We start from the raw sequence: 26,397 nt of genomic DNA, 5'->3' as shown, positions 1-26,397 counted from the left end.
CACCCATGATTGTCTTGAGCCGCCGTATCTCCGAACCCGGCACGCGGGTTGTCAGTGGCACTGTCACCCTCGACGTGGACAGCCGTATCAAGAGCCGCCTGCGAGTAACCCTGGACGATGGCCGCGAAGCCGGGCTGATGCTGGAGCGCGGCCACCTGCTGCGCGGAGGTGAACTGCTGGCCGATGCCGAGGGCACCCAGCTGATCCGCGTGCTGGCGGCGCCCGAGGCGGTGTCGACGGTGCGCTGTGCCGATCCACACCTGTTGGCCCGCGCCGCCTACCACCTGGGTAACCGCCATGTGCCGCTGCAGATCGAACCCGGGCTGTTGCGCTTCCAGCACGACCATGTGCTGGACGACATGCTGCGGGGGCTGGGCCTGACGGTAGAGGCCGAACAGGCCCCGTTCGAGCCTGAAGCGGGCGCTTACCAAAGTGCACCGCATGGCCACAGCCACAGTCATGCCCATGGCCACGATCACCCGTTCGTACGCCTGCCTGCCCATTCCTGAACTGCCCTGGAGCAACCGATGAAAAAGACTTTCGCCCTGTTTCTGTTGATGCTGGCACTGCCAGCCTTCGCCCATCCGGGCCATGACAGCAACCCGCTGCAGGACGGCCTGCTGCACCCGCTGACCGGGCTCGATCACCTGCTGATGCTGCTGGGTACCGGCGTGCTCGCCGCGTTGACCCGGCGCAACCTGACGTTGCCTCTGGCGACCCTGGCGGCCATGTTCGGAGGGGCCGTGTGCGGTCACCTGTTCGGCGATGTGCTGGGCATGGAGACCCTGATTGCCGTGTCGCTGCTGGTGGCTGCCGGGGCGGTGCTGCTGCCGAGCCGCCAGTTGCTGCTGGCCATGGCCATGCCGGTGTTCGCCCTGTTCCATGGCTGGGCCCATGGCGTAGAAGCCACCCCGAGCGCTTTCTGGCAATTCAGCGCAGGGTTTGTCGCGGTCAGCGGCTTGCTGCTGGCGGCGGGCTTTGCAGTCGGTTGCCTGCTGCGCCGCCACAGCGGCCTGCAGAAGGCCTTTGGCGGTGGCCTGTTGGCCGGCGCCGCGCTGGTACTGGCCGGTTGATGAACAGCGACCTGGCGCTGCTGCGCCTGCTGCAGTTGGCCAGCCCCGGCTTGCCGGTGGGTGGTTTTACCTATTCGCAAGGCCTGGAGTGGGCGGTCGAGGCCGGCTGGGTTCGGGGCGTGGACAGTTTTGCCGGCTGGCAGCGTGAGCAGGTTCACGACACCCTGGCCTGCCTCGATTGGCCGGTGCTGGCGCGTCTGTACCAGGCCTGCCAGGCTGAGGACGCCGAAGCGTTCGGTCACTGGAGCCGGTTCTTGCTGGCCAACCGCGAAACCGCCGAGCTGCGCCTGGAAGAACAGCAGCGCGGCGCAGCGCTGGCGCGGTTGCTCGACGGCTGGCAACTGGGCCAGGCACCGGCCTGGCGCGCCAGCCTTGAGCTGACTCAGTTGGGCGGTATGGCCTGGCTGGCTGCACACTGGGCCATCCCGCTGCGCCAGCTGGCATTGGGCCATGGCTTTGCCTGGCTGGAGGGCGCGGTCATGGCCGGGGTCAAGCTGGTGCCGTTCGGCCAGCAGGCTGCCCAGACCTTGCTGCGCGACCTTGGCGCCGACTTGCCTGCTGCACTGGACCAGGCACTGGCCCTGGGCGATGACCAGCTTGGCGGCGGCCTGCCGCTGCTGGCCATCGCTTCATCGCGTCACGAAACCCAATACACCCGTTTGTTCCGTTCCTGAGGACTGCCTGCATGCAAAGCTATCAACAACCCCTGCGCGTCGGTGTCGGCGGCCCGGTCGGCTCTGGCAAGACCGCACTGCTGGAAGCGCTGTGCAAGGCCATGCGCGATCACTACCAGATCGCCGTGGTTACCAACGACATCTACACCAAGGAAGACCAGCGCATCCTCACCGAGGCCGGCGCCCTCGAGCCGGAGCGCATCGTTGGCGTTGAAACGGGTGGCTGCCCGCACACGGCCATTCGTGAAGACGCCTCGATGAACCTGGCGGCGGTCGAAGCGCTGGCGCGCAAGTTCGGTAATCTTGAAGTCATTTTCGTGGAAAGCGGCGGTGACAACCTCAGCGCCACCTTCAGCCCGGAGCTGGCTGACTTGACTATTTACGTGATCGACGTGGCTGAGGGCGAGAAGATCCCGCGCAAGGGCGGCCCAGGCATTACCAAGTCCGACTTCCTGGTGATCAACAAGACCGACCTGGCGCCTTATGTAGGGGCGTCACTGGAGGTGATGGAGCGCGACACCCAGCGCATGCGGCCGCAGCGACCCTGGACCTTCAGCAACCTGAAGAAGGGCGAGGGGTTGCAGGCGGTGATCGACTTTATCGTCGAGCGCGGGATGCTGGGGGTGCGAGGCTGACAGATCGAGGACTCTGTGCGGGCATGTCCGCGAAGAAACCAACGCGGTGGATGGCACCGGCTCTGCCGGTGTTCGCGGGTGAACCCGCTCCTACGACGGGCTGTGTCCAATCACCGATGTGTGTCCACCCCCGATCAGGTGTAGGAGCGGGTTTACCCGCGAATACGGTAGCGGCTGCGACGGTGAACGGCGGGTGAAAATTGGCCAGCAGGCCCGGCCCTTTCGCGGGTGAACCCGCTCCTACACGACGGCCTGTGTCCAACCTCCGATGTGTGTCCACCACCAATCTGTGTAGGAGCGGGTTTACCCGCGAATACGGTAGCGGCCGCAACAGTGAACGGCGGGTGGAAATTGGCCAGCAGGGCCGGCCCATTCGCGGGTGAACCCGCTCCTACGACGGGCTGTGTCCAACCTCCGATGTGTGTCCACCACCAATCTGTGTAGGAGCGGGTTTACCCGCGAATACGGTAGCGGCCGCAACGGTGCACGGCGGGTGGAAATTGGCAAGCAGGGCCGGCCCTTTCGCGGGTGAACCCGCTCCTACGACGGGCTGTGTCCACCCCCCCCGTGTGGGTCCACCACCGGTGTAGGAGCGGGTTTACCCGCGAATACGGTAGCGGCAGCAACGGTGAACGGCGGGTGGAAATTGGCCAGCAGGGCCGGCCTCTTCGCGGGTAAACCCGCTCCTACGGGGCGACCGCGCAGGCCGTCAATGTTGAGCAGGACAGTTGCCCCCCCCCACAGGTGTGCGTGTTGCCAGCATCATCTGTGACAGCAGTGAGGCTTGTCCGGTTGACCTTCATAGCGGTCATGGTGCCGCACCCAGTCCATGGTCCCACCTTCATTGCGCCCCAGTGGCGCAATGTCGAGGAAGTTGTAGGTGTTGACCAGAATGTCCAGCCCGCGGGCGTAGGTTGAGTAGGTGTGGTACACGCTGCCGTCGCCTTCGCGGAAAAAAGCACTCAAGCCGGGCAGCTCGCTTTCATTGCCCTCATACGGCTCATAGTTGTACTGCCGCTGGCCTTCGCTGCCGACACTGACGCCAAAGTCCTCGTTGAAGTCGCTGCCATGCGACGAATACCACGGGAACTGCCAGCCCATGCGCTGGCGAAATGCCTGGAATTCGGCATACGGCGCCCGTGACACCGCCACCAGCGACACATCGTGGTGGGCCAGGTGCAGATTGGCGCCGTCAAAGTGGTCGGCCAGAAAAGAGCAGCCGGGGCAGCCCTCGCTCCAGCCTTCGGCGAACATGAAGTGGTAAAGCAGCAACTGGCTGCGGCCTGCGAACAGGTCGGCCAGGCTCAACGCGCCGTTTGGCCCGAAGAAGCGGTAATCCTGCTCGACCTTTACCCAAGGCAGGGCGCGACGGGCTGCAGCTAGCGCGTCGCGGTGGTGGGTAAATGCTTTTTCGTGCAGCCACAGTTGCTGGCGAGCCGCCAGCCACTGGCTGCGGGAAACCACCGGGTGCCTGCTTTCGCGGGTGCTCATGGTGCTGTCTCCTCGCTGGGGGATTCACACCCTGGTCGAGTACGACCAGGTCGATTCGACAAGCACCGGTGGCCGGGCGATGAGCGGTACCGGCTCAGCCCGAATGGGCGATATGCCCCTCGGCCCGTTCATCGGCGCCGTCATCCTCACCAGGCAGGGCGGTGATCACGCTGAAGTCGCTGACTTCTACCTTGCCGCCGCCATAGCCCAGCAAGTGGAAGGAAAACGCCTTGCGCTCGGTTGGGTTGTCGAAGCTGAACTCCATCTCCAGTGGCGCGTCGGCGGTGACCTTTACCTCTTCGGGCAGGCCCAGCGGCACGTCCTGTTCCAACTGCTTGGCCTTGAGCCGGATATAGGCCGCACGTTTGGGGTCCAGCGAGCGGACCTTGACCCGCACGCGGGTGTGCGAGCCTCCGGGCATTTCCAGATACTGGGCGCCAATGAGGTTGTCGGCCCAGTCATCGTCAATGCGCTTGCGCAACTTGATCGGCGAAGGGCCGCCGAACTGGTAGCGCAGGTTGAGCGGGGTTTGCAGCAAGGATTGGTCGAGCACCCCGGCCAAGGCGCCGATCTGTTGGCCCAGCAGGCTGTCGGCCGGACCGAGGTAGCGGGCCTGGTCGGCGATGAAGCCTTCACTGGCATAACGCCGGCAGCGCTGTTGGAAGTCACATTCGGTGAACAGGCCCTGGCCGTTGTGGTAGCGCAGCATGCCGTTGGTGTAGGAGATCATCTCGCGGCCGCTGTCGTAGTCGCGGAACAACGAGCGACCGCCAAGCGCGACGGGAATGGGCAGTGCGAAGTAGTCGAGCAGCGAGGTGGCCAGGTCGATATGGCCGTAGGTGCCGCGCTTGATGGTTGGCAGCTGGGCCTGCTCCGGCGCCAGGGTAAGGTTGAAGCCCCAGGAGGAGGCCAGGCGCACGCCATCGATGCCGTGGGACTCGTCGGAAGTCAGCACCACCAGTGTGTCCTTGAGGACGCCCTGGCGCTCAAGATTGTCAAGAAATGCCCCGACCGCGTCATCCAGGTAGGCGACCGCTGCCTGTTTCGGTGTGGCGTAGCGCTCGAGGTACTCGGCCGGCGCCGAATAGGGCTGGTGGGTGCCCACGGTGAGCAGCGTCAGCATCCATGGCTTGTCCTGCTTCTGCAACTGGCCCACATAGCCCAGGGCGCCTTCGAAGAAAGCGCGGTCATCCTTGCCCCATGGGAAGTGCAGGTAGTTCTTGTTGCTGAACCATTCCTGGCCATGCACCGCATCGAAACCGATGTGCGGCATGATGCGGTCCTTGGCCATGAAGCGCAGGCCCGCGCCTTGCAGGTAGTGAGTGGTGAAACCGGCCTGGCGCAATTGTGCCGGCAGACAGGCCTGGTTGCGTTGGTTCTGGGTCAGCAGTTCCACGCCCTTGGGCGTGCCGTTGGCCAGCTTGTCGTAATCGCCGCACAGCATCGCATACAGGCCACGGATGGTCTGGTGGGTGTGCAGCACGTAGTCTGGGGTGTTCATGCCGCGCTCGGCCCACTTGCTGAGCTTGGGCATCAAGTCCTCATTGAAGCGGCTGTTTAGCGCCTGGCGGTTAGGTCGCAGGTAGGCGCCCGGGATGCCTTCCATTGTGATCACCAGCAAGTTGCGGGCGCTTCCCGGGCCGGCAAGCAGCCTTTGCCCATGCAGGTCGGATTGAGTCAGGCCGCTGCTGGCGAGCGGTGTGAAGGTTTGTGTGCGGCCCATCCAGCCTTCGACCTGGCGTTGCAGGTTACCGACCCCGGCAGACATCAACTGGTGGGGGAGGTTGTATTGCCGCCACTGGTCGGCATCGGAAGGTAGCAACTGCTGGCTGCCCCAATGCGCGCCAAACAGCAGTACGGGTATGGCCCAGGCTTTGCGCGGCAGTGGCTGGCTACACCGTGCACGGCTGCGCCACGCACAGGCCAGCCAGGCCAGCAGGCCGCAACCCAGGGCCCAGGGCAGCCAGGCATGGGCCAGGCCGCCACCGGTTGAATTCTCCATGAATTGCGGGTCGGTCAGGTAGTTAAGGTCGGCGCTGGTGGGCAGTCGACCCACCGCGCTCACCAGTTCGGCCGAGGCCACCCAAAGCGCCGCCCAGGCTAGCAGCACCGGCAGCGCCAGCCACCACGGCCTGCGGTGTAGCAGCACGATCAACAGGCTGCCAAGGGCGAGGTCGGACAGGTAGCCGAACGGGTTGGACCAACCCAGCATGGCGCGTGTACCCAGTGGGATCACCAGTACCAGGGCAGCCAAAGTGGCAAGCCGGGTGCTCGGGTGGTCGGACAGGTTCTTCACAAAAACTTCCCTTTTGCCATTAAATCGTCATGCATCTGTGCTTGATGATATCAGGCCAGGGCAGGGAAGGCGGCCGGTTACAAGGCTTGTAACCAAAGCCGGGCCCGTTCGCACAGGCCCGGCCGATGGCAACTATCAGAAGTAATAAGGGAATTTCAGGCTGAAAGAAAAGTCAGGTGCGTCATCGGTCAGACCAATGGACAGGTTGGGCACGATGGTCAGGTTGTCGGTGGCGGCGAAGGTCAGGCCAATATTGAAGTTGGCGGCGTTGTAGTCACTGTTGGAGATCGATTGCCAGTCGCCGCCATCAGGTTTGATCTTGCTCTTGCGGGCGAACTGGTCGGATACCGAGAACGACATACTCATCTTTTCGTTAAGGGCAAAGGCGATGCCCCCGCCGATCTGCCACGAGTCGCCAAGCTTGACGTCACCCGGCACCTTGCTGTTCACCTGCGGACTGATGTCGCTGAACGAGTCTTGCATGTTGTAGGTGTAGGACAGGCTGCCGAACAGCACGGCCGGGTCGAAGGTCTTGACCAGCGAGATGCCCGGTGTGATCGACCATACACCGTTGCCGGTCGGTAGGCTTTCCGGTACCGCGAGGTTGTTGTTGCCGTCCACCTCGCGCAGTTTGATGCCGTAGGGGTCTTTGCCGGTCGGTGCCTTGATGCGCAGGGTGGCCACTGCGTCAGGCCAGGTTTCGTCCTCGTCGAGGAATTTGTAGGCCACCCCGACGTTGATATCGCCGATTTCCGGGTCGCGGGTCACGCTGGCATCGGAAGTGGTTGCCCCGGCCCCCCCCGCACCACCGGACGAGTAGGTGGACTCGCGGTAAACCACGGGGACGTTGATGTCGAACTGCCAGCGCTGCGCCAGGTTATAGCGGGCAGTCATGTCCAGGGTCCAGTTGTCAGCCTTGATCCGGTCGAGGTTGATGCTGCCGAGGAAGATCGAGTCCAGTGCCAGAAAGCCATTGAGGGTCAGCGCACGGGTATCGTAATGGGTATAGGTGACGCCGGTTTCGAAGCTGAACTTGCCCCCGCCAAAGAATCCGCTGGCTTCGTCATACAGGTTGGAAACGCTTTGCGCCGGCTCGGAATCGGCTGTCAGCGCTTGGCCGTAGGAGCTCCCTGTAGTGCCCGGTGCGCCAGAGGCGACGGTCTGAGCACCTTTCACCCCCTCGGCCGGAGACTTGACCAAGCGTCTGGGTTGCGCGGCAGCAGGGGCCTCCTCGACCTGGCGCACACGTTGCTCCAGCACCATCAGTGCCTGTTGCTGTGCCTCATAGCGGCGTTTGAGTTCAATCAGTTCCTGTTTCAGCGCTTCGACCTGTGGGTCGGCGGCTGCGTAAAGTGCTGTGGCTGGGGCCAAGGCAGTCAAGCACACAAAAGCTCTGAGCGTAAAAGATCGGTACATGGAGTTGCCGTCCCTTCCAACTACTTTTGATGAGACTGAGCGTAGATCAGTATCCGAAGGTGCGAAGACCTTTGAGCTGGTCGAGGCTACCGTTGAGGGAAGCCGCTGTCGGCACGCTCTCGCGCATGACAACGTTCAAGGTGGTGACGTTGTTGACCAGGTTACCGTTGCCGAGCAGCGTCGAGTTCTGCAGCAGGCCACCCTGGGCCAGGCGTTGCACACTGCTGCCCTGGTTGTTGCTGGCATTGATGTTGAGCTGCACGCCCACACCGCTTGAGGACACACTGAGCGCGCCGGCGCCATTTTCCCCGACCAGGGTCTGGCCGGCGGCCAGTACCTGGCCTTGCTGTTGTGCAGCGGGGGCCTGGTTGGCTTTGGTCACGTTGATATCGACGTTGTTGTAAGCGGCGTTGTTATCACCGGCTGCACGGACCACCTGGGTCACACCTTCGGTGGTGGTCAGGCCGTTGCCGCCCGTTACCACGCCAGTCCCGGCAGCAGACGCGCTGCTCGGTGCCGTACCTGCGCCTTTTTTGTCAATCATCGAGACATAGAACTGGGGTTTGATGGTCGATTGCTGAACTTGCAGCGTGGACGTTGCCCCGATCACATCCCCTTTTGCATTTTGCCAGGTGCTGGACATGACAATGCCGAAGCTCACGATTCGTCCGGGCATCACATAGCGGCCCCGCAGGTTGGCCAGCTCCTGATCCTTCAGTTCGATGGGTTTGAATGCCTCTGCGTGACTGGGCAAGCTGGCTGCCAGACAGGCCATGGCCAACCACAATGAAGTCTTCATGAAATGCTCCCTGGAGCCTCATGCTCCTTGTCATTAGAACAGTCGTTAGAAGAAGTCGCTTCTGATGAAGCCGAAGTCCAGCAGCTCTGCGTCCTGCACGGGGGTGAAGTTGTTCACCCGGCCCTTGGCGGTCAGTGGCAGGGGCGGGTCGAGCAGGATGTTGTTCTTGTCGTAACCCTGGCCGATCACCGCGAAGATGATGCCGTTCCAGCCCTTGAGGAAATCGTCGACCTTGTATCGTTTGTGGCCCAGCACCGGATCACCGATGTACACCCAACCTTTGTCGACTTTCTGCATGACCACGAAGTGCTTGTAGCCGCGCACATCCATCAGCACCACGACAGGAATGCGTACGCTGTTCAGGGTTTCGGGCGCCACCCGGTAACCGCGGGCACGCATCCCGAGGCTTTCGACGTAGCGCTTCATGTCGAGCATCGAGAAGCCTTGCGTGCGCACAAGGTCCTGGTCGGCGTGGGCCAGCATGCCTTCGATGATCTGATGTTCGTCCACATCCAGCCAGTAGGCCTGGCGCAGGATGGTCGCCAGCGCGGCGGCGCCGCAGCTGAAGTCGGTCTTTTGTTGCACCAGGTCGGCGAACTTGCGTTCGCGCAAGCTCTGGATCGGTTTGAACACCACGGCGCCGCCCGGGAGGACGGACAGCGGCATTTGTGCAGCTTCGCTCACGCTGGCCAGGCACAGCAAAAACGCCAAGGCGAAAATACGCATGATCGGGTGCCTTACGGTGTGTTGAAGAAAGGCCCCCCGAAGGGGGCCTCAAGCACAGCGGTCAGAACGAGGTGTTGGAGATGGCCAGCGAGTTGCTTTGCTGGTTGCCCACACCGGCTGCTACGTTCACGCCCAGGTTACCGCTGCCACCGTTCACCGAACCGCTAAGGGTTGCAGTGTTGGTGACTGGGTTGGCCCAGCCGGTCGGGGTCAGCACTTGGAAGGACACAGTATTGCTCAAGTCGTAAGCGCTGCTTTCGCTGTAGCTCTTCGAAATGTCGTTCGAGGATTCTTTCGAATGCTCGCCAGACTTCGAGAACTCAGACGCCGAAGCATTCTCGTACGAAGAGTCGTGAGACTTGGTGTACGAAGACTCTTTGGACTTGTCGTACGACGACTGATGCGACTTGTCGTAGTTGGAGTCGAATGCTTTCTCGAACGACGAGTCGTATGCACTTTCGTGCGACTTGTCGATCGACGCATCCAGCGACGCACTCAGCGAGCCATCGAAGGACTTGGTGTGGGAGCGCTCGTAACGGCCATAGTCGGTGGTATGGGTACGCGAGGCGCTAACGTCAGCGTCCAGCGAAGCTGCCAGGCTGGCGCTGCTCGACGCGCTGTGGCTGCCGCTGGCAGAGCCACTGGCACCCCAGCCGAACGAGCCACTTGCGCTCGAGTTGTGGGAGCCGCTGGCACTGCTGGATTGCGAGCCGCTGGAGTCCCAGCCACTGGAGCCGCTGGAGCTGGCGCTATGCGCACCGGCGAGGCTGAAGCTCGAAGACGAGCTGCGGTCGTCGGTCGAGTTGAAGCTGCCCTCCTTCGAGCTTGAACCGCTGGCCGACTTGGTGATGGTAATCGTATCCACCCGGTAGGTGCGGTCGGCGCTGTTGTTTACAACCAGGCCTGGGCCGTCCTGATTGGCCGAAGCCGTGGCAGTGGCGTTGCCCAGCGGAGCACCGGTGTTGGCGATGGCCATGGTGTTTTTCTGCTGGTTGAGGTCGCCACCGGCAACGTTGATGCCGATGTTGCCCTCAGCCCCGCTGGCTGAGCCGCTCATCACAGCCGAAGACTGGGTCGAATAGTTGTCGACCCGGTTGTTTCTGCTGGTTTGCACGACGTCAGCCGTGGCACTGGCCATGCCGAACACGAAGCTGTTGTCCAGGCTCGAGTCGGAGCCTGCGTTGGCAATGGCAGCGGCGTTGTCTTGCTGGTTGCCGTTACCGGCCGCCACGTTTATGCCAACGTTGCCGCTGGAGCCGGTGCCAGAGTCACTCATCTCGGCTTCGTTGATGGTGCCTTGATTGGAGATGCGGTTGCGAGTGCTGGTTTGGGTGTCCCAGGCATTGGCCGTTGCATACACAGGGATCTTGGTGGGTGGAGGATTGTGATGACCATTGTTATGGTGGCCGTTATGGTGGTCATTACGCCGATCATTTTGCCCAGCTTGTACAGCAACAGCCATGACCGCAGCAATTGCGAAAACCAGAGGCTTGATTGCCATCGAGGGTTTCATGGTGATTCTCCGTACGCTATTAGGTTAAGTGTCGTTCTTAACTGCAGGGTCAATCCGCGACCCGGATGCTCAAGGTGTTGGCCATTCGGTTTCCCACCCCGGCACTCTGGTTCAACTGGATCACCCCTCGGCTACCGGTGAAGGCCTGGTCACTGGTAGTGACCTGGCGATAGCCTGCTGGAATGTCAGTTGCTCCTGAGTTGTTGATCAGCGCCACGTTCTGTTGCATGAGGACGCTGTCGTCGATGCTTTGCGGTTGTGCACCAATGCTGATGCTCAGTGCGTTGGCTTGCTGGGTGTTGGCACCTGCGCTCTGGTTGACGCCCAGGGCGCCGCTGCCGTTGCTGAAAGCGTTGCCCTGGATGGTCGAGCGGGCGTCCATCGCGGGGTCGGCGGGCGTGTCGAGCCGTTGTCGGATCTGGGTGCTTGCATTGGCTTCGGGGCCGACGGCGATGGCGCGCGCATTGACCTGCTGCTGTTTGTCACCAGCGGCCTGGTTGACAGAGAGGTTGCCCTGATAGCGGCTGCCGGAGCTGTCGATATCGGCGTTGTTGATGACCGGAACCAGGGATTGCGCAAAGGCCGGTGCAGTGCAAAGGGCGGCCAGCATCAGCAGTGTGCGCTTCATCTCACTTGCCCCCGCCGGTCAGAATCTGCAGTGGCGCGAGGCCTCGCTGCACGCTTGAGTTGACCATGTTCGAGATACCGTTACCCGACCCCGTGCCGCGTCCGCCCGCCAAGTTGGGAAGTTGGTTCTGGTTGCCGAGGTTGCCACCCAGGTTGTTGGTCTGCTGGGTGACCAGGTTGCTGATGCCTGCGCCACTGCTGATGCTGGCGAAATCGCCATCGCTCAGCTCGTTGGTTTGCTTGAGCACGTGGGCAGAAGGGTTGGCATTGACGGTGGTAGGGCTCGGGTCTGGAATCAGCGGCGGGATGGTCGCGTTGCGCACCTGCACATCGCGCTTGATGATGATGATCCCCTTGTCCGCCTGAGCCGTCAGGCTGAGTGACCCCAGTACACAACCCACCAGTAATAGGTGATAGAGGCGTTTGTCACGTTTCCTCACGACGGCAACTCCTTCTTTGAGCGCTGGGCCTGTTCAGCGATGCGAACGACAGAGCAGAAGGTGTGCCGCTTTTTAGAATACGTTTCAGATCAGATAGTTAGGGCAAGAGGCTGACAAAATGCGGCGCATGCTGTCTCAGGCTTGAAACAGCTTGCCCTGCGCGTTGCCGGCAAAGTCAGCTGTGGCCTTGATGGGAAGGGTTTTTGCAAGTGTGTTTCACGGGCTTGACACTGCCCCCAGGACAGGGGGAAGCCCCGCAATTTCGGGGGCTTTGCCCCACCGGGGTGTGTCAGTGGTTTAACACTCGGTTGGGCATGATGGCGCATCGCTACCAAGCAGCATAGCAACCGATTGCAGGGCCAGCAATTGGCGTTGCGGCCAATTGCCATCAAGTATTTGGTGCGGTTGGTTGTGTCGCCTCAGCCACGCCTGGCTGTCGTCGAAAAAGCGCTGACGATCACTGAGGTCGGGTTGGCAACGCTGCCCATCGGCAATCCAGTCCACCCCTTGCGGGCTGAGCAACAGGTGCAGGTCGTAACGCCGTGCCAGCAGTGCCTCTTCCAGCCAGGTTGGGCAGTCGTCGAACAGTGCGTGGCTCCAGAGCATGTTGCTTAGCAGGTGGGTGTCCAGAATTAGCAGCGGGGGCGCCTGCTCACGTGCACGGTCCTCCCATGCCAGTTGTCCGCGGGCGATGGCGGGAATATCGGCGTAGCAGGTGTCACGGCATTGCTGGTCGATGAAATGGCGCACGTATTCGCCCACCACCACGCCACCAAAATGTGCCTGGATCACCCCGCTGAGCCAGCTTTTGCCACTGGATTCTGGGCCGCACAGTACCAGCACTTTCATTGCTTGCGGCGCACTCATGGCTGTACCAACGCCGGGTCGCGCCGCCATTCCAGCCAGCCGCGTACAGCAATCAGGGTGAGCACGGCGAAGAAGCCTGCGGTGAAATACAGCTGCTGATGCAGGTATTGGCCCACATAGACGATGTCGACCACGACCCACATTGGCCAGCACTGCAGGCGTTTCTGCGCCATCCACAGTTGCGCGACCAGGCTGAATCCGGTCAGGGTGGCATCCAGCCAGGGCAGGGCGGCATCGGTCCAGTTGGCCATGGCCGCGCCCAGGGCGGCGCTCAGCAGCACCCCGGCGGCCAGGCCGGTGAGCAGTGCCGGGCGTGGCAGACGGGAGACCTGACGGGCGTCCTCAGCGTGGTCGGGGCGCTTCCATTGCCACCAGCCGTACAGTTGCAGGATGGCGTAGGCCACTTGCAGCAACATGCCCGAGTACAGCTTTACTTCGTAGAACAGCCAGCCATAGATCAGCACCATGACCAGGCCGATCGGCCAGCACCAGGCGTTCTGCTTGACCGTGAGCCAGACAGCGGTAACGCCGAGGAGGGCGGCAATGAGTTCAAGGCCGGACATCGGCGATCCTTGGAGACTACGGGGAATGGGCGAGATTGTAGCGGGTCGGCCGGTGAAGGTGTAGGGCGCAGCGGTGGGATACCCCTTTGTAGGAGCGGGTTTACCCGCGAACACCGGCAACGCCGGTGCCATCCACCGCGTTGCTTCCTTCGCGGGCATGCCCGCACACAGGTGCAGCGCAGGCTTCAAGGTCACTCGATACCTGCTGGAGCAGGCCTGCCCGCTCCCCCAAAGGGCTTGTTCTCAGACCCGGAACTGCCGCAACAACTGCTCCAGCTCTTCGCTCAACCGCCCCAATGCCACCCCGGCATCGCTGGACTGACGCGCCGCATCGGCGGTCTGCTGCGACAACCCGGCAGTATCCAGCACATTGCGGTTGATCTCTTCGACCACATGCGACTGCTGCAAGGTGGCGCTGGCAATGGAGGCGTTCAATGCGGTGAGGTTGTTCAGCACCTGGTTGATGGCGTCCAGGCTGGCGCCGGCCTCGCGGGCTTGTTCGACAGTCTGGCGCGATGCCTCGCTGCTGGTGTCTATGGCCTTGACCGCAGCGTCCGACTGACTCTGCAGGTGCTCGATCATGGTATGAATCTCGGCCGTCGATTGTGCTGTACGCTGGGCCAACAGTCGCACCTCGTCGGCGACCACGGCAAAGCCCCGGCCTTGCTCGCCAGCCCGTGCCGCCTCGATCGCGGCATTCAGCGCCAGCAGGTTGGTCTGTTCGGCAATGGAACGAATCACGTCCAGCACGCCGCCGATGCGCGTGCTGTGGCCGGCCAGGTCGCGGATTACCTGTACGGCCTCATCGATGGTCAGCGACAGGCGGTCGATCTGCGCCAGGCTGCCGTGGATGGCCTGCTGGCCGTGCGTCACCTGTTGTTGTGCCGTCCGCATCTCTCCGGCGGCCTGTTCAGCGGTCTTGGCCACGTCCTGCACGGCGTAGGTCACCTCATTGACTGCAGTGGCCACCTGGTCCATCTGTAACGATTGCTGGGCACTGCGCTGTTGTGCGGCACCTGCATTGTCACCGACGTGCCCGGCGGACTGGGCCAATGCGTGGGCCGCGCCTTGCAGTTGGCCGACGACACCTTGCAGTTTGCCGTTGAAGCGGTTGAAGTGCTCGCCAAGGTGGGTGATCTCGTCGCGGCCATGGGTGTCCAGGCGCCGGGTCAGGTCGCTTTCGCCGCTGGCGATGTTACCCATTGCCTGCACCGCTTCCTGCAGCGGGCGGGCGATGCTGCGGGCAATCAGCATCACCACCAGCGCCATCAGCAGGGCAATGCCCACGCCAACCAGCGAAGCGTCGCGTAACTGGCGAGCGAATTCGGCCTGCACGTCATCGACGTACACGCCCGAACCGATGATCCAGCCCCACGGCTTGAACAACTGAATATACGAGGTCTTGGCTACCGGCTCACTGGCGCCGGGCTTGGGCCAGCGATAGTTGACCGGGCCGGCGTCCTGCTGGCGGGCAAGGGCGACCATTTCGTTGAACACGGCGAAACCATCGGGGTCGCGGATGGCGGAAAGGTCCTGGCCGTCGAGCTTGGGGTTGGCCGGATGCATGATCATCTTCGGCCCCAGGTCGTTGATCCAGAAATAGTCGTCATGGTCGTAGCGCAGCGCGCGCACTACCTGCAGCGCCTGTTGCTGGGCGGCTTCGCGGCTGAGCGTACCGGCAGCTTCCAGGCCTTGGTAATAGGCCAACACACCCGCGGCGGTCTGCACCACGTGGCGGGTTTTCTCTGCCTTGGCCTGGTACAGGTCACCATGGATCTGCCGCAGCATCAACAGGCCCAGTACCACCAGCATGGCCACCGCCACCACAAGGATCAGCCACAGGCGCCGACTGATTGACATCGATCTCAGAGTGTTCATCCATCAGCTCCCGCATTGTTCTTTTTATTGAGGTGCATCGAAGCATGCTTTGCAGCGAGCCCACACCCGACTAATGGCTAAGTGCTATGTTGGTGATAGTCTGCAACGGGTCAGGTAAAGCGATTGCCAAGGGGCTCTGTCAGGATTTCGGCCGCGCAAGATGAAACCTTTAACAGGCATGAACTTTTCTACTGGCGTTGCGCCCAACAGTCGCTGTAAAACAGCCGGGCCGTGTAAGGCAATTTCAAGCAAATCAAGAACAAGGGGCCTGCGACAAGCAGCGCTCCATCCGGGGGAATGATGGATTTTTGGACTGCCTTCCAGGCAATCATCTTAGGCGTGGTCGAAGGGCTGACGGAGTTTCTGCCGATCTCCAGTACCGGTCACCAGATTATCGTCGCCGACCTGATCGGTTTTGGCGGCGAACGGGCCATGGCTTTCAACATCATCATTCAGCTGGCGGCGATCCTGGCGGTGGTGTGGGAGTTTCGCAGCAAGATTTTCGAAGTGGTCTTCGGCCTGACCCACCAGCCCAAGGCGCGCCGCTTCACGGGCAACCTGCTGTTGGCGTTCATGCCGGCGGTGGTACTGGGTGTGCTGTTCGCCGACCTTATTCACGAATACCTGTTCAACCCCGTCACCGTGGCGGCGGCTTTGGTGGTGGGGGGCGTCATCATGCTCTGGGCCGAGCGCCGTGAGCACCGCGTGCAGGTGGACCATGTGGACGACATGCGCTGGAGCCATGCGCTGAAAATCGGCTTCATCCAGTGCCTGGCGATGATCCCGGGCACGTCGCGCTCCGGTTCGACCATTATCGGTGGCCTGCTGTTCGGCCTGTCGCGCAAGGCAGCGACCGAGTTCTCGTTCTTCCTGGCAATGCCGACCATGGTCGGTGCGGCGGTGTATTCGGGCTACAAATACCGTGACTTGTTCCAGCCCGGCGATCTGCCGGTGTTCGCGCTCGGCTTCGTGACCTCGTTCATCTTCGCCATGATTGCCGTACGGGCGTTGCTCAAGTTCATTGCCAACCATAGCTACGCGGCATTTGCCTGGTATCGCATTGTGTTCGGCCTGTTCATTCTGGCGACCTGGCAGTTCGGTTGGGTCGACTGGTCCACGGCACATGGCTGAGGCGCTGCGTGGGCAACGGGCTGAAGGCGTGCGCAACGTGCGCCTGAAGCTGCTGCTGTTGGGCGTGCTTTGCCTGTTGCCCGGCCTGGGGGCGGCGCGCATGGCCTGGAACGATCAGGCCTGGTGGCCGTTGGCGTTGTACCCGGCCATGAGCCTGATCAGCCTGTTGCTGTATTGGCAGGACAAGCAGCAGGCACGTAACCAGGCCTGGCGTACCCCCGAGAAAGTGCTGCATGCCAGTGAGCTGCTCGGTGGTTGGCCGGGGGCGCTGTTGGCGCAGCAGCTGTTTCGGCACAAGACCCGCAAGGTGTCGTTCCAGGTGGTGTGCTGGGGGATTGTGCTGCTGCACCAGGTGTTCTGGGCAGACTGGCTGTTTCTTGACGGGCGTTATCTGCCCCTTGGCTGATGTGCAGTTGTACCGGCCTCTTCACGGCTAGTGCCGTGAAAGGGCCGGCTCAGCTGGATCACATGACCAACCCCACCTGCAACCGCTTTGGCAACCGACGCACTACCAACTGGTGCGACCGCTGCAACACCTCACACAGTTCATCACGCCCCATGGGGTAGGGCGGCGCCATGCTGACCCACCGCGCCCGCGCCAGGTACGGCGCCGGCCGTATCCCGGGTCGATCGCAATAACCCAGAAACAGCTCGTCGGCTACCTTGAACGACAACCCGGCACCCGCCAGGTCGAGCACCGCGAACATCTTGTTTTCTGCCACCCAAAACACTCGGATGCCGCCCCATTTGTAGTCTTCCCGCGCACCCGGCAGGCTTAGGCAAAATGCCGCTACCTGGGCTTCGCTCATCTTCCGTTCAGACATACCGCTCTCCACAAGCCTCGAATGACGCCGCCAGGTGATCGATCCACACCCGGACCGCAGGCAGCAGGCCACGCCGGTGTGGGTAAACCGCCTGCAGGTAGCCACCCGGCAGCGACCAGTCTGGCAGTAGGCGCACCAGTTCGCCGCGTTCCAGTTCCTCTTCACAGAACATGCTGGGCAGCGCAGTGAACCCCAGGCCGGCACGTACAGCAGCGTTACGCACTACGAAATCATCGATCGCCAAGCGTGGCTCCAGCGCTATTTCCTGCTGTTTGCCATGGGGGCCGAACAGGCGGAAGTGTACCAGCCGGTCTGCTTCGGCTGCGCCCAGTACGGGCAATGATGCCAACTCGCCTGGTTCGCGAATGTGGTCGGCAAAACCGGGTGCGGCCACCAGTTGCATTTGCGCCTGGCGCAGGCGGCGGGTCACCAGGGCCGGGTCTTCGTCGCCCAGGTCGCGTACGCGCAACGCCACATCAATGCCTTCGGAAATCAGGTCGACCCGGCGGTTGAGCAATACCATGTCCAGTTGCACCAGCGGGTACTGCTCGAGAAAGCGGCTGATCACATCCGGCAGGAAGGCGTGTGCCAGTGCCACCGGGCACGATACCCGTAAACGCCCGCGCGGCTCACTGCTCATGCTGGCCACGGTCTCGTCGGCGGCTTCGGCCTCCAGCAACATGGCCTGGCAATGATGCAAATAACGTTCACCTACTGCGGTGAGCTTGAGTTGCCGGGTGGTGCGCTGCAACAGGCGTGTGCCCAGGCGCTCTTCAAGCTCGGCGATACGCCGCGACAGGCGCGACTTGGGGATGCCCAGCTGGCGCCCGGCGGCGGCGAATCCGCCGGCTTCGACGACGCGCGCGAAGTAGAAGAGGTCGTTAAGGTCTTGCATGGGAAAGTCTCACTGTTCCACCTGTGGGACAAACTAACGCATTTTTGCTTACTTATCAGCTATTGATCATCTCGGTAGGATTCTCCCCATCGTGATCGCCCACAGCTGCGGTCTTCACTCACAGGAGAGTCCCATGAAACTGTTGCACATCGATTCGAGCATCCTGGGCGACAATTCCGCCTCGCGTCAGCTGAGCCGTGAAGTGGTCGAAGCCTGGAAGGCTGCAGACCCAAGCGTTGAAGTGGTTTATCGCGACCTGGCTGCCGATGCCATCGCCCACTTCTCCGCTGCCACCCTGGTCGCTGCAGGCACCCCTGAAGACGTACGCGACGCGGCCCAGGCTTTCGAAGCCAAGCTGAGCGCCGAGACGCTCGAAGAGTTCCTGGCTGCCGATGCCGTGGTGATTGGTGCGCCCATGTACAACTTCACCGTGCCGACCCAGCTCAAAGCCTGGATTGACCGCGTGGCCGTCGCCGGCAAGACCTTCCGCTACACTGAAGCCGGCCCGCAAGGCCTGTGCGGCAACAAGAAAGTGGTGCTGGTTTCCACTGCGGGTGGCCTGCACGCTGGCCAGCCGACTGGTGCCGGGCATGAAGACTTCCTGAAAGTGTTCCTGGGCTTCATCGGGATTACCGACCTGGAAATCGTCCGGGCCCACGGCCTGGCCTATGGCCCGGAGCAGCGCAGCCAGGCGATCGATGCTGCACAGGCGCAGATTGCCAACGAGCTGTTTGCGGCTGCCTGATCAAGGGAGCGGTTGGTTGCAAGCGTGGCCCTGTGGAAGCACAAGGCCACTCCAACCTGTAGAAGCGTTCAGGCCACCGGGATAAGCGGATCAGCTGCCGCCAGGGCCGATGCCCGGTCAGCCGCTGGCGGATAAATCCACACTGAATTGATCTGGCGCTTCAGCGCCTTGGCTTCGGCCTTGTCCTCCGGTGGCGAAACCTCACGGTCCCATCCTTCGGTGTACACCGCGCCCCAGGCCCCCAGGTCCAGGCACGTCACGTACTTGGGCTGGCTGTAAGCCATTGGTGCTACGCCAAGCAACTCGGCAGCGGCATTGTTGCCCGCATGGCGCCCCAGCGCAATCGCATGTTGGCACGACATCACGGCATGATTGCCAAGCTCGTCACAGGTGGCGTAGGCCACGTCTCCAGCTGCATACACGGCATCATTGCCCTTGACCTTCAGGTTGCCATCGACATGCAAGCGGCCGCGGTTGTCGCGCTCGCCGCTGATCTGTTCGGTGAGCGGGTTGGCCTTGAAGCCAACCGTCCAGACCACCGTGCTGGCGTCGATCCGCTGGCCGTTGTCCAGCTGCACACCGGCAGGGTCTACCGAAACTACTGTGGCACCGCAAACCCACTCCACGCCCAGGGCCTCGCATGCCTGCTCGATGGCTGGGCGGATGCCGTCACCCAGGGCTGCGCCAATCCTGGCGCCGCGGTCGATTACCACTACGCGCAACGCGGCGTCTTCACCCAGTATCGCGCGCAAGCGGGCCGGCAATTCGGTGGCCGTCTCGATGCCGGTAAAGCCGCCCCCGGCTACCACTACGGTATTGCGTGCCGGCGTGTTCGGCAGGCTGGCCAGTGACTTCAGGTGGGTTTCCAGGCGTGCGGCGCTGTCGAGCTTGTCGACGTCGAAGGCATGCTCGATGCCGTCCATGTCAGGGCGCTCAAGCTCACTGCCGCAGGCCATGATCAGACGGTCATAGGGCAGGGTGCAGCGAGTGCCGCTGCGGGTGCGATAGCCCACGCGGCGGGCCGCTTCATTGATGTGGTATGCCGTGCCCTGCACGAAACGGACATTGACAGCGTCGAACAGCGCCTGCAGGGGGGCGGCCAGGGTATGCACGTCTGGCTCGTAGAAGCGCGGACGCACATGCAGTTCAGCCTGGGGGGCGAGCAAGGTGACCTCGACGCCCTTGCTGCCGTTGAGGTCAAGCTGGCGGATGGCGCTGAGTGCGCTCCACAGGCCGGCAAAGCCCGCACCAATGATCAGGATCTGCTTCATGGTTGTGCTCCTTTGAAGTTCGGTGGACAAGGTAGACCGTATTGCCGGTCAACGGTGTTACCAGTGCTTGCCGGAGTGCTTCAGAATGTTGGCGGTGTGATCACCCAGATCACCACGGCATCCACTTCACCGGGGTTGCCGTAGCGGTGAGGTTCCTGGCTCGAGAAGCTGAAGCTGTCGCCTTCACTCAGCTGGAAATGCCGCTCGCCCACCCACAGCTCAAACGTGCCGCTGAGCAGGTAACCGGCTTCTTCGCCGTCGTGGCTGTAGCTTTGCTGGCTGTAAGTACCTGGCGGGAAACGTGAGTGCAGCATCTCCAGCTGGCGGTTGGGCTGGGGGGTGAGCAGTTGATCAACGATGCCATCTTCGTAGTGCACGCTCAGGCGGCTGTTGCGCCGCACCACATAGCCTTGGTCTTCGGGCGCGGTGGTGGCTTCGCTGGCGAAGAACCACTGGATGGTCACGCCCAGGCTGCGGGCGATATTGAACAGCGCCGGGATCGACGGGTAGGAGAGGTTGCGCTCCAGCTGGCTGATGTAGCCTGCGGTCAGTTCACTGTGTGCGGCCAGCTCCGCCAAGGTCATGCCGCGGCGCTTGCGCAGGCCGCGGATGCGGGTGCCGAGGAACTGCGGCGCGGCGCCCCCGGGTTCGCTGGCGGTGGGCTGGGAGGGTTGGCTCATGCGCGTCGGTCCATCGCAAAAGCCGCAGTATGTACAGCCTCAGAGTGCCCAGGCAACCGTCAGGCCATCGTGAATCGCTTCTTCGGCTGTGCGCGGCGCCAGGCAGTCGCCAATCCGCCGTACGTCCACCACACCTGCCAGTTCAGTGGCCAGGCGGTCTTGCGGTTGATGCCCCATGCACAGCACCAGGGTGTCGATGCCTTCGAAGATCATCGGATCGCCGCTGGCGGTGTGCTGCAAATACACCGTGTTGTCGTCGCTGCCATACAGGCGTGCGTATGGGGTGACAGGGATACCCAGGCGATGCAGCTCGCCGGCCAGTTGGTCACGTACATAAAGCGGCAGGCTCTCGCCGCAATGAGTGCCGTTGACCGCCAACTGGACCTGATGACCTTCGCGCACCAGGCGTTCGGCGATACCGGGGCCGATCCAGTCACAGCGCCAGTCGATCACCAGCACCGAACGCCCCGGTTTCACCTCATTGCGCAGCACTTGCCAGGCGTCCACTACCTGAAGCTCGCCGGTACGCTCGAACGCCGGCCAGTAGGGGGTGGCGCCGGTAGCGGCAATGACCAGATCAGGGCGCTCACGTTCGACCAGCGCGCGGTCGACCCAGGTGTTGCGCACCACTTCTACACCTGCCAGGGCCATTTCCCGTTGAAGGTTGGTGCTGGCACCCCCGAACTCGCTACGCCGTGGCAGTAGCTGGGCCAGCAGCACCTGCCCACCGAGCTGCGGGCCCGCCTCGTACAGCGTGACCTGGTGCCCGCGCGCGGCGGCCACGGCGGCGGCCTTCATGCCGGCAGGCCCGCCGCCGGCGACCATTATGCGCTTGGGCGAGGAAGTGGGCGTGAGGTGCCCGTACTGCAACTCACGCCCGGTTTCCGGGCGCTGGATGCAGGAAATGGGCAAGCCACGATGAAAATGGCCGATGCATGCCTGGTTGCAGGCGATGCAGGCGCGCACGTCTTCGACCTGGCCGTGTTCGGTCTTGGCGGGCATCGACGGGTCGCAGATCAGCGCCCGGGTCATGCCGCACACATCAGCCTGGCCGCGGGCCAGGATCAGCTCGGCTTCCTGGGGCTGGTTGATGCGCCCGGTGACGAACAGGGGGATAGCCAGCTGTTGCTTGAAGGTGCCAGCCTCGCGGGCCAGGTACGCCGGTTCGATGGCCATCGGTGGCACGATATGGACCGCGCCACCCAGCGAGGCCGAGGTACCGGCGACGATATGCAGGTAGTCGAGCTGGCCCTGCAAGGCCACGGCAGCAGCCAGTGACTCGACTTCACTCAGGCCCTGGCTGTCGCGCTCGTCAGCGCTGATGCGCAGGCCGATGATGAACTGCTCATCGGTGGCGGCGCGCACTGCGGCCAGCACTTCGCGCAAGAACCTCAGGCGCTGATCCAGGTCACCGTTGTAGCCATCACTGCGTACGTTCACCCGCGGGTTGAGAAACTGCGCGGGCAGGTAGCCATGGCTGGCCACCACCTCGACGCCATCCAGGCCGGCCTGGTGCAGGCGGCGGGCGGCGCCGGCATAGCCCTGGACGATTTCGTCGATCATTGCCTGGTCCAGCGCGCGGGGCATCACCCGGAAGCGCTCATTGGGCACCGCAGACGCCGAGTAGGCTACCGCCAACAGGCCGTCTGCCGACTCCATGATCTCCCGCCCGGGGTGAAACAGTTGCGACAGCACCACGGTGCCGTGCGCGTGGCAGGCCTCGGCAAGCTGGCGGTAGCCCTCGATGCAGGCATCGTCAGTGGCCATTAGCACATGCGAGGTGTAGCGGGCACTGTCGTGCACCCCGGCGACCTGCAGCACGATCAGGCCGACGCCGCCGGCAGCGCGGTCGCGCTGGTAGGCGATCAGCTTGTCGTTGACCAGGTTGTCGGTGGGCAGGCAGGTGTCGTGACCGGTGGACATGATGCGGTTTTTCAAGCGTTTGCCGCGGATCTGCAAGGGCTCGAACAGGTGTGGGAAGGCGGTCTGCATCAGGCGGCTCCGGTGCGGTGTTGTTATTTTTACTTATAAAAGTGTAGCGATAGTAAAAAATCAACTTGTTTTTTTACTTGCGTCTGTCTAGGTTTTCCTCACTCGCATGGCGAGGGTGTGACCTCAGAACAACAAGAAAACGGGCCCGTCGGGCACCGCCAGGAGGAAACTACGATGCAGCTATATCCACGTGTGACCGGCCTTTGTGCAGCCTTGTTGGCTCTTGGCCTGAGCAATGCGCAAGCTGCGCAGCAGATGGTCGTGGTCGGTTATGGCGGTGCAGGCCAGAAGGCCCAGGATGAGGCGATCTTCAAGCCCTTCATTGCCCAGGACGGCAGCCAGCTGATCCAGAGTGAATACAACGGCGAAATGGCACGGATCCAGGTCATGGCCGACACCGGCAATGTCGATTGGGATGTGGTGCAGATCGAAGGCCCTGACTTGATGCGCGGCTGCGACGAGGGGATTTACGAGCGCCTGGATTGGCAGCGCCTGGGCCATGCAGCCGAACTGATCCCGGCAGCCGCACAGGATTGTGGGTCGGCCGCGCTGGTCTGGAGCGTGGCTATTGCCTACGACCGCAGCAAACTGGCCCAGGCGCCGGCGTCGTGGGCCGACTTCTGGGACATCGGCAAGTACCCTGGCAAGCGCGGCCTGCGCAAGCGTGCCGTGTACAACCTGGAATTCGCACTGTTGGCTGACGGGGTCAAGGTCGAGGACGTTTACCGGGTATTGTCCACGCCGGCAGGTGTCGAACGGGCCTTCGCCAAACTCAGCGAACTCAAACCCCATATCCAGTGGTGGGACGCCGGCGCTCAACCCGCGCAATGGCTGGCAGCCGGTGACGTGGTCATGACCTCCACCTACAGCGGACGAATTGCGGTGGCGGCGCAGCAGGGCAGCCCGTTGGCCGTGGTATGGCCTGGCAGCCTGTACGGTATGGACTATTGGGCGATCATCAAAGGCTCGCGGCATGTCGACCAGGCCAAGCGGCTGATTGCCTATGCCAATCAGCCGGATACCCAGGTGCGGTATGTACAACAGATCCCCTATGGGCCAACCAATACCCAAGCCGCGGCCAGGCTTGACCCGGCGCTGGCCAACTGGGTACCCACCTCGCCACAGAACCTGCAAGGGGCGCTGGCCATGAACGTGGAATTCTGGGTCGATCATGGTGAAGAGCTGGAGCAACGCTTCAACGCCTGGGCCAGCAAATAGCGTTCAGTAAAGGGGCAACAAGATGACTGAAACGGAACTAAGCCTGCGTCGGGAGCTGGCTGCCTGCTACCGGCTGATCGCGCACTTTCGCATGAGCGATCTCATCTTCACGCATATCTCCCTGCGCCTGCCTGGGCCGGAGCACCATTTCCTGATCAATCCGTATGGCCTGCTCTTCGAGGAGATCACAGCGTCCAGCCTGGTGAAGATCGACCTGCAGGGGCGGCCGGTGGAGGCTGCCCGTCACCCGGTCAACCCGGCGGGGTTCGTCATTCACAGTGCCATTCACGCTGCCCGCGAGGATGCCCGGTGCGTGCTACACACCCACACCCGCGCAGGCTGCGCGGTGGCCGCACTGGAATGTGGCCTGCTGCCGGTCAACCAGATGTCCATGGAGTTTTACGGCAATGTGGCTTACCACGCCTACGAGGGCGTCGCGCTGGACATGGATGAACAGCAACGGCTGGTGGCCGACCTGGGCAACAAGCCGGTGATGATGCTGCGCAACCATGGGCTGTTGACCACGGGGCGCAGTGTGGCTGAAGCCTTCTTGCGCATGTACTACCTGGAGAAGGCTTGCGAGATCCAGTTGGCGGCGCAAAGTGCTGGGCAACTGATATTGCCGTCGACCGACGTGTGCGTGCGTACCGAACGGCAGTTCAACGCGCCGGGGAGAGGGTTGAAGCAGGGGGAACTGACCGACCCGGATGCGCTGCAATTGGCGTGGGCGGCGTTGTTGCGAATGCTGGAAAAGGTGGCGCCTGGTTATCAGGATTGAACCTGTGCTTGCTGATTTGGCAGTTAGTCGTCCAGCCGACAGCGGGCAGACGGAACAGTCACTGTAGTGCAACCATTGGTTTCAACTGTGCTGGTCCCTTTTCAAGGAATACCGTTATGCTGTAACGAAATATGTCTAAAAAGCCTGCAGAAGGAAGCCGCAATGCCACTCAAGGACCTGCTTATCGCCCTGGTGGTGATTGTCGCCTGGGGCGTCAACTTTGTGGTCATCAAGGTTGGCCTCGACGGGCTGCCACCGATGTTGCTGGGGGCATTGCGTTTCTTGCTGGTGGCGTTCCCGGCGATCTTGCTGGTCAGGCGGCCCAAACTGCCGTGGCGCTGGCTGATCGCTTACGGTGCGACCATTTCACTGGGCCAGTTCGCGTTCCTGTTTCAGGCCATGTACAGCGGCATGCCGCCAGGGTTGGCTTCGTTGATCCTGCAGTCGCAAGCCTTCTTCACCCTCGGTTTTGCTGCGTTGTTTCTCGGTGAGCGGCTGCGCCTGGCCAGCGTGCTGGGGCTGCTGGTGGCGGCCGGCGGCCTGGCACTGATCGGCAGCGAAGACGGCGGCCATGTGCCCATGCTGGCGTTGGTGCTGACCCTGTGTGGTGGTGCGATGTGGGGCCTGGGCAACATCATTACCCGGCGGTTCGGCTCGGTCGACCTGGTCGCGTTGGTGATCTGGGGTGGGCTGATACCGCCACTTCCATTCCTGGCACTGTCCTGGTGGCTGGAAGGCCCCGAGCGCATTGGCCATGCCTTGGCCAATATCAGTTGGAGTTCGGTGCTGGCCCTGGCGTATTTGGCCTTTGTGGCCACCATGCTCGGCTACAGCCTGTGGAGCAAGTTGCTGTCGCGTCACCCGGCAGGCAAAGTGGCGCCATTCTCGCTGCTGGTACCGGTGATTGGCCTGAGTTCGTCGGCATTGCTGCTGGGAGAGCGCCTGACCGCTACGCAGGGCTGGGGCGCATTGCTGGTGATGGCCGGCCTGCTGGTGAATGTATTCGGTGCACGCATCGGTCAGCGTTTGCGGGCTGCCAACGCGTAAAGCGCTTAAATCTGCTGACCTGCGCTCTGTTAGAATCGGCCTCTTTCTGCCAGGCCAACGGAGCGCATCCATGATCATTTCCACCACCAGCCAGCTCGAAGGCCGCCCGATTGCCGAATACCTGGGCGTGGTCAGTTCCGAATCGGTGCAAGGTATCAACTTCGTGCGCGATTTCTTTGCACGGTTTCGCGACTTCTTCGGTGGCCGTTCGCAAACCTTGGAAAGCGCGCTGCGCGAGGCCCGGGAGCAGGCCACTGAAGAACTCAAGGCCCGGGCACGACAGTTGCAAGCCGATGCGGTAGTGGGGGTGGATTTTGAGATCAGCATGCCGTCGGTACAGGGCGGCATGGTCGTGGTATTTGCCACCGGTACGGCAGTACGACTGAAGTAAAGCCTTTTGCCATTGGTCGGCTGCAAGGTTCTTGTCCGGTCGGTCCGCAAATGACCAGCTAGTCTCACTTTCACAGGCCGCGTTTCCTGGGCAACTTGTCTGGTTGCCGACGCGACCGCCACTGGAGGGAGACTGGGCATGAGCGAATCCTTTTTCGAAGACCTGAACGATGCGTTCCCGATCAACAGCCAGGTGCGTTGCGGCCAGGCGGCATTTCGCCTGGGTTTCGCCCACATGACGCTGGATGATTCCGAACAGCTCCAGCCTGCACATTTGCAGCGCAGCAAAAAAGGCCGCTTCATGCCGCGGGTACCGCTCAAGAAGTGATCCCGCGCCTGCACACGCCCCCCGCCCAACGGCGGGGTTTTTATTGCCATTCGTTGATCCGCCTCATGGTATTGCCCGGTAGCGCTCGCCGGATGGCCCG

At 62.5% G+C, this 26,397-nt stretch carries 28 protein-coding genes; 12 read left to right on the top strand and 16 right to left on the bottom strand.

Annotated elements, in window-relative coordinates:
* The first annotated feature begins 5 nt into the window (after window positions 1–5).
* From ureE to ureG, 4 genes are read left to right on the top strand one after another with little or no spacing between them, the layout of a single operon-like run.
* The gene (gene ureE, locus PRJ_RS15445) at window positions 6–509 is read left to right on the top strand and encodes an urease accessory protein UreE (RefSeq protein ID WP_003253926.1); all 504 of its coding nucleotides are present in this window, start codon (window positions 6–8) and stop codon (window positions 507–509) included.
* A gap of 18 nt (window positions 510–527) precedes the next feature.
* Complete coding sequence (locus PRJ_RS15440) at window positions 528–1,073, top strand: HupE/UreJ family protein (protein ID WP_064493089.1); 546 nt, start codon at window positions 528–530, stop codon at window positions 1,071–1,073.
* Entirely contained in the window at window positions 1,073–1,747 is a 675-nt protein-coding gene (locus PRJ_RS15435; RefSeq protein ID WP_047605152.1) for an urease accessory protein UreF, read from the top strand. Before PRJ_RS15440 ends, PRJ_RS15435 begins: the two co-directional genes overlap by 1 nt.
* 11 nt (window positions 1,748–1,758) lie before the next feature.
* Window positions 1,759–2,382: an urease accessory protein UreG gene (ureG, locus tag PRJ_RS15430; protein ID WP_010953755.1), complete on the top strand. Its 624-nt coding sequence runs from the start codon at window positions 1,759–1,761 to the stop codon at window positions 2,380–2,382.
* Window positions 2,383–3,144: 762 nt separating this feature from the next.
* On the opposite strand, the gene PRJ_RS15420 is transcribed toward ureG, so the two are convergent.
* From PRJ_RS15420 to mcpP, 11 genes are all read right to left on the bottom strand, one after another.
* On the bottom strand, window positions 3,145–3,873 hold the full coding sequence (locus PRJ_RS15420) for a thioredoxin family protein (RefSeq protein ID WP_064491051.1): 729 nt from the start codon (window positions 3,871–3,873) through the stop codon (window positions 3,145–3,147).
* A 94-nt stretch (window positions 3,874–3,967) separates the two neighbouring features.
* Window positions 3,968–6,169: an LTA synthase family protein gene (locus PRJ_RS15415; RefSeq protein ID WP_104961864.1), complete on the bottom strand. Its 2,202-nt coding sequence runs from the start codon at window positions 6,167–6,169 to the stop codon at window positions 3,968–3,970.
* A 135-nt stretch (window positions 6,170–6,304) separates the two neighbouring features.
* The gene (locus PRJ_RS15410) at window positions 6,305–7,585 is read right to left on the bottom strand and encodes a hypothetical protein (RefSeq protein ID WP_104961863.1); all 1,281 of its coding nucleotides are present in this window, start codon (window positions 7,583–7,585) and stop codon (window positions 6,305–6,307) included.
* 46 nt (window positions 7,586–7,631) lie between these two features.
* Entirely contained in the window at window positions 7,632–8,384 is a 753-nt protein-coding gene (locus tag PRJ_RS15405; RefSeq protein WP_104961862.1) for a hypothetical protein, read from the bottom strand.
* 45 nt (window positions 8,385–8,429) lie between these two features.
* Entirely contained in the window at window positions 8,430–9,110 is a 681-nt protein-coding gene (locus PRJ_RS15400) for a C39 family peptidase (protein ID WP_104961861.1), read from the bottom strand.
* A 61-nt stretch (window positions 9,111–9,171) separates the two neighbouring features.
* Window positions 9,172–10,623, bottom strand: a complete 1,452-nt coding sequence (locus PRJ_RS15395; protein ID WP_104961860.1) for a heme utilization protein — start codon at window positions 10,621–10,623, stop codon at window positions 9,172–9,174.
* 49 nt (window positions 10,624–10,672) lie between these two features.
* The gene (locus PRJ_RS15390) at window positions 10,673–11,251 is read right to left on the bottom strand and encodes a hypothetical protein (protein ID WP_010953763.1); all 579 of its coding nucleotides are present in this window, start codon (window positions 11,249–11,251) and stop codon (window positions 10,673–10,675) included.
* A 1-nt stretch (window position 11,252) separates the two neighbouring features.
* A complete protein-coding gene (locus PRJ_RS15385; RefSeq protein ID WP_014591274.1) occupies window positions 11,253–11,690 on the bottom strand; it encodes a hypothetical protein in 438 nt (145 codons plus the stop codon).
* A 297-nt stretch (window positions 11,691–11,987) separates the two neighbouring features.
* Window positions 11,988–12,557, bottom strand: a complete 570-nt coding sequence (locus tag PRJ_RS15380; protein ID WP_064491055.1) for an AAA family ATPase — start codon at window positions 12,555–12,557, stop codon at window positions 11,988–11,990.
* Window positions 12,554–13,120 (bottom strand): nicotinamide riboside transporter PnuC, encoded by a 567-nt coding sequence (pnuC, locus tag PRJ_RS15375; RefSeq protein ID WP_104961859.1) that lies wholly within the window; start codon window positions 13,118–13,120, stop codon window positions 12,554–12,556. Before pnuC ends, PRJ_RS15380 begins: the two co-directional genes overlap by 4 nt.
* A 243-nt stretch (window positions 13,121–13,363) precedes the next feature.
* Window positions 13,364–14,998, bottom strand: a complete 1,635-nt coding sequence (gene mcpP / locus PRJ_RS15365; protein WP_104887511.1) for a methyl-accepting chemotaxis protein McpP — start codon at window positions 14,996–14,998, stop codon at window positions 13,364–13,366.
* Between the two features lie 300 nt (window positions 14,999–15,298).
* Here mcpP and PRJ_RS15360 point away from each other — a divergent pair, with 300 nt between their 5' ends.
* A complete protein-coding gene (locus PRJ_RS15360) occupies window positions 15,299–16,129 on the top strand; it encodes an undecaprenyl-diphosphate phosphatase (protein ID WP_026031837.1) in 831 nt (276 codons plus the stop codon).
* Window positions 16,122–16,535: a DUF1294 domain-containing protein gene (locus tag PRJ_RS15355; RefSeq protein ID WP_064491057.1), complete on the top strand. Its 414-nt coding sequence runs from the start codon at window positions 16,122–16,124 to the stop codon at window positions 16,533–16,535. The genes PRJ_RS15360 and PRJ_RS15355 overlap by 8 nt, the downstream gene beginning before the upstream one ends.
* Before the next feature lie 58 nt (window positions 16,536–16,593).
* Here the strand turns inward: PRJ_RS15355 and PRJ_RS15350 are convergent, their stop codons facing one another.
* Together PRJ_RS15350 and PRJ_RS15345 are read right to left on the bottom strand one after the other, a co-directional pair.
* On the bottom strand, window positions 16,594–16,953 hold the full coding sequence (locus PRJ_RS15350; RefSeq protein WP_104961857.1) for an MmcQ/YjbR family DNA-binding protein: 360 nt from the start codon (window positions 16,951–16,953) through the stop codon (window positions 16,594–16,596).
* A complete protein-coding gene (locus PRJ_RS15345) occupies window positions 16,946–17,848 on the bottom strand; it encodes a LysR substrate-binding domain-containing protein (protein ID WP_003253907.1) in 903 nt (300 codons plus the stop codon). Before PRJ_RS15345 ends, PRJ_RS15350 begins: the two co-directional genes overlap by 8 nt.
* Before the next feature lie 133 nt (window positions 17,849–17,981).
* Between PRJ_RS15345 and PRJ_RS15340 the strand changes: the two genes are divergently transcribed.
* Window positions 17,982–18,593, top strand: a complete 612-nt coding sequence (locus tag PRJ_RS15340) for an FMN-dependent NADH-azoreductase (protein WP_020191409.1) — start codon at window positions 17,982–17,984, stop codon at window positions 18,591–18,593.
* A 68-nt stretch (window positions 18,594–18,661) separates the two neighbouring features.
* On the opposite strand, the gene PRJ_RS15335 is transcribed toward PRJ_RS15340, so the two are convergent.
* From PRJ_RS15335 to PRJ_RS15325, 3 genes are all read right to left on the bottom strand, one after another.
* Entirely contained in the window at window positions 18,662–19,864 is a 1,203-nt protein-coding gene (locus PRJ_RS15335) for an NAD(P)/FAD-dependent oxidoreductase (protein ID WP_104961856.1), read from the bottom strand.
* Window positions 19,865–19,944: 80 nt separating this feature from the next.
* Window positions 19,945–20,544 carry a helix-turn-helix domain-containing protein gene (locus PRJ_RS15330; RefSeq protein ID WP_104961855.1) on the bottom strand — a complete coding sequence of 200 codons (600 nt, stop codon included), beginning with the start codon at window positions 20,542–20,544 and terminating at the stop codon, window positions 19,945–19,947.
* Window positions 20,545–20,583: 39 nt separating this feature from the next.
* On the bottom strand, window positions 20,584–22,536 hold the full coding sequence (locus PRJ_RS15325) for an FAD-dependent oxidoreductase (RefSeq protein WP_104961854.1): 1,953 nt from the start codon (window positions 22,534–22,536) through the stop codon (window positions 20,584–20,586).
* 174 nt (window positions 22,537–22,710) lie between these two features.
* On the opposite strand from PRJ_RS15325, the gene PRJ_RS15320 reads away from it, so the two are divergent.
* The 5 genes from PRJ_RS15320 to PRJ_RS15300 all read left to right on the top strand — a co-directional run bounded on the left by PRJ_RS15320 (window position 22,711) and on the right by PRJ_RS15300 (window position 26,297).
* Window positions 22,711–23,754, top strand: a complete 1,044-nt coding sequence (locus tag PRJ_RS15320; protein ID WP_104961853.1) for an ABC transporter substrate-binding protein — start codon at window positions 22,711–22,713, stop codon at window positions 23,752–23,754.
* 22 nt (window positions 23,755–23,776) lie between these two features.
* Window positions 23,777–24,532 carry a class II aldolase/adducin family protein gene (locus tag PRJ_RS15315; RefSeq protein ID WP_104961852.1) on the top strand — a complete coding sequence of 252 codons (756 nt, stop codon included), beginning with the start codon at window positions 23,777–23,779 and terminating at the stop codon, window positions 24,530–24,532.
* 162 nt (window positions 24,533–24,694) lie between these two features.
* Window positions 24,695–25,579 (top strand): EamA family transporter, encoded by an 885-nt coding sequence (locus PRJ_RS15310; protein ID WP_003253899.1) that lies wholly within the window; start codon window positions 24,695–24,697, stop codon window positions 25,577–25,579.
* Between the two features lie 70 nt (window positions 25,580–25,649).
* Window positions 25,650–25,970 (top strand): YbjQ family protein, encoded by a 321-nt coding sequence (locus PRJ_RS15305; RefSeq protein ID WP_003258990.1) that lies wholly within the window; start codon window positions 25,650–25,652, stop codon window positions 25,968–25,970.
* Between the two features lie 138 nt (window positions 25,971–26,108).
* Window positions 26,109–26,297 (top strand): hypothetical protein, encoded by a 189-nt coding sequence (locus PRJ_RS15300; RefSeq protein WP_003253897.1) that lies wholly within the window; start codon window positions 26,109–26,111, stop codon window positions 26,295–26,297.
* Window positions 26,298–26,397 lie beyond the last annotated feature (100 nt).

Origin of the sequence: Pseudomonas sp. XWY-1, from assembly GCF_002953115.1 — a bacterium.
Taxonomy (GTDB): domain Bacteria; phylum Pseudomonadota; class Gammaproteobacteria; order Pseudomonadales; family Pseudomonadaceae; genus Aquipseudomonas; species Aquipseudomonas alloputida.
Note: the sequence above shows the minus strand (reverse complement) of the source record. Positions and strands in the feature narration are given on the sequence as shown.

What these genes read in the sequence shown, in the direction of transcription:
- ureE (WP_003253926.1), top strand. Translation starts at nt 6, where the DNA reads ATGATTGTCTTGAGCCGCCGTATCTCCGAACCCGGCACGCGGGTTGTC.
- PRJ_RS15440 (WP_064493089.1), top strand. Translation starts at nt 528, where the DNA reads ATGAAAAAGACTTTCGCCCTGTTTCTGTTGATGCTGGCACTGCCAGCC.
- PRJ_RS15435 (WP_047605152.1), top strand. Translation starts at nt 1,073, where the DNA reads ATGAACAGCGACCTGGCGCTGCTGCGCCTGCTGCAGTTGGCCAGCCCC.
- ureG (WP_010953755.1), top strand. Translation starts at nt 1,759, where the DNA reads ATGCAAAGCTATCAACAACCCCTGCGCGTCGGTGTCGGCGGCCCGGTC.
- PRJ_RS15420 (WP_064491051.1), bottom strand. Translation starts at nt 3,873, where the DNA reads ATGAGCACCCGCGAAAGCAGGCACCCGGTGGTTTCCCGCAGCCAGTGG.
- PRJ_RS15410 (WP_104961863.1), bottom strand. Translation starts at nt 7,585, where the DNA reads ATGTACCGATCTTTTACGCTCAGAGCTTTTGTGTGCTTGACTGCCTTG.
- PRJ_RS15405 (WP_104961862.1), bottom strand. Translation starts at nt 8,384, where the DNA reads ATGAAGACTTCATTGTGGTTGGCCATGGCCTGTCTGGCAGCCAGCTTG.
- PRJ_RS15400 (WP_104961861.1), bottom strand. Translation starts at nt 9,110, where the DNA reads ATGCGTATTTTCGCCTTGGCGTTTTTGCTGTGCCTGGCCAGCGTGAGC.
- PRJ_RS15395 (WP_104961860.1), bottom strand. Translation starts at nt 10,623, where the DNA reads ATGAAACCCTCGATGGCAATCAAGCCTCTGGTTTTCGCAATTGCTGCG.
- PRJ_RS15390 (WP_010953763.1), bottom strand. Translation starts at nt 11,251, where the DNA reads ATGAAGCGCACACTGCTGATGCTGGCCGCCCTTTGCACTGCACCGGCC.
- PRJ_RS15380 (WP_064491055.1), bottom strand. Translation starts at nt 12,557, where the DNA reads ATGAGTGCGCCGCAAGCAATGAAAGTGCTGGTACTGTGCGGCCCAGAA.
- pnuC (WP_104961859.1), bottom strand. Translation starts at nt 13,120, where the DNA reads ATGTCCGGCCTTGAACTCATTGCCGCCCTCCTCGGCGTTACCGCTGTC.
- mcpP (WP_104887511.1), bottom strand. Translation starts at nt 14,998, where the DNA reads ATGAACACTCTGAGATCGATGTCAATCAGTCGGCGCCTGTGGCTGATC.
- PRJ_RS15360 (WP_026031837.1), top strand. Translation starts at nt 15,299, where the DNA reads ATGGATTTTTGGACTGCCTTCCAGGCAATCATCTTAGGCGTGGTCGAA.
- PRJ_RS15355 (WP_064491057.1), top strand. Translation starts at nt 16,122, where the DNA reads ATGGCTGAGGCGCTGCGTGGGCAACGGGCTGAAGGCGTGCGCAACGTG.
- PRJ_RS15350 (WP_104961857.1), bottom strand. Translation starts at nt 16,953, where the DNA reads ATGTCTGAACGGAAGATGAGCGAAGCCCAGGTAGCGGCATTTTGCCTA.
- PRJ_RS15345 (WP_003253907.1), bottom strand. Translation starts at nt 17,848, where the DNA reads ATGCAAGACCTTAACGACCTCTTCTACTTCGCGCGCGTCGTCGAAGCC.
- PRJ_RS15340 (WP_020191409.1), top strand. Translation starts at nt 17,982, where the DNA reads ATGAAACTGTTGCACATCGATTCGAGCATCCTGGGCGACAATTCCGCC.
- PRJ_RS15335 (WP_104961856.1), bottom strand. Translation starts at nt 19,864, where the DNA reads ATGAAGCAGATCCTGATCATTGGTGCGGGCTTTGCCGGCCTGTGGAGC.
- PRJ_RS15330 (WP_104961855.1), bottom strand. Translation starts at nt 20,544, where the DNA reads ATGAGCCAACCCTCCCAGCCCACCGCCAGCGAACCCGGGGGCGCCGCG.
- PRJ_RS15325 (WP_104961854.1), bottom strand. Translation starts at nt 22,536, where the DNA reads ATGCAGACCGCCTTCCCACACCTGTTCGAGCCCTTGCAGATCCGCGGC.
- PRJ_RS15320 (WP_104961853.1), top strand. Translation starts at nt 22,711, where the DNA reads ATGCAGCTATATCCACGTGTGACCGGCCTTTGTGCAGCCTTGTTGGCT.
- PRJ_RS15315 (WP_104961852.1), top strand. Translation starts at nt 23,777, where the DNA reads ATGACTGAAACGGAACTAAGCCTGCGTCGGGAGCTGGCTGCCTGCTAC.
- PRJ_RS15310 (WP_003253899.1), top strand. Translation starts at nt 24,695, where the DNA reads ATGCCACTCAAGGACCTGCTTATCGCCCTGGTGGTGATTGTCGCCTGG.
- PRJ_RS15305 (WP_003258990.1), top strand. Translation starts at nt 25,650, where the DNA reads ATGATCATTTCCACCACCAGCCAGCTCGAAGGCCGCCCGATTGCCGAA.
- PRJ_RS15300 (WP_003253897.1), top strand. Translation starts at nt 26,109, where the DNA reads ATGAGCGAATCCTTTTTCGAAGACCTGAACGATGCGTTCCCGATCAAC.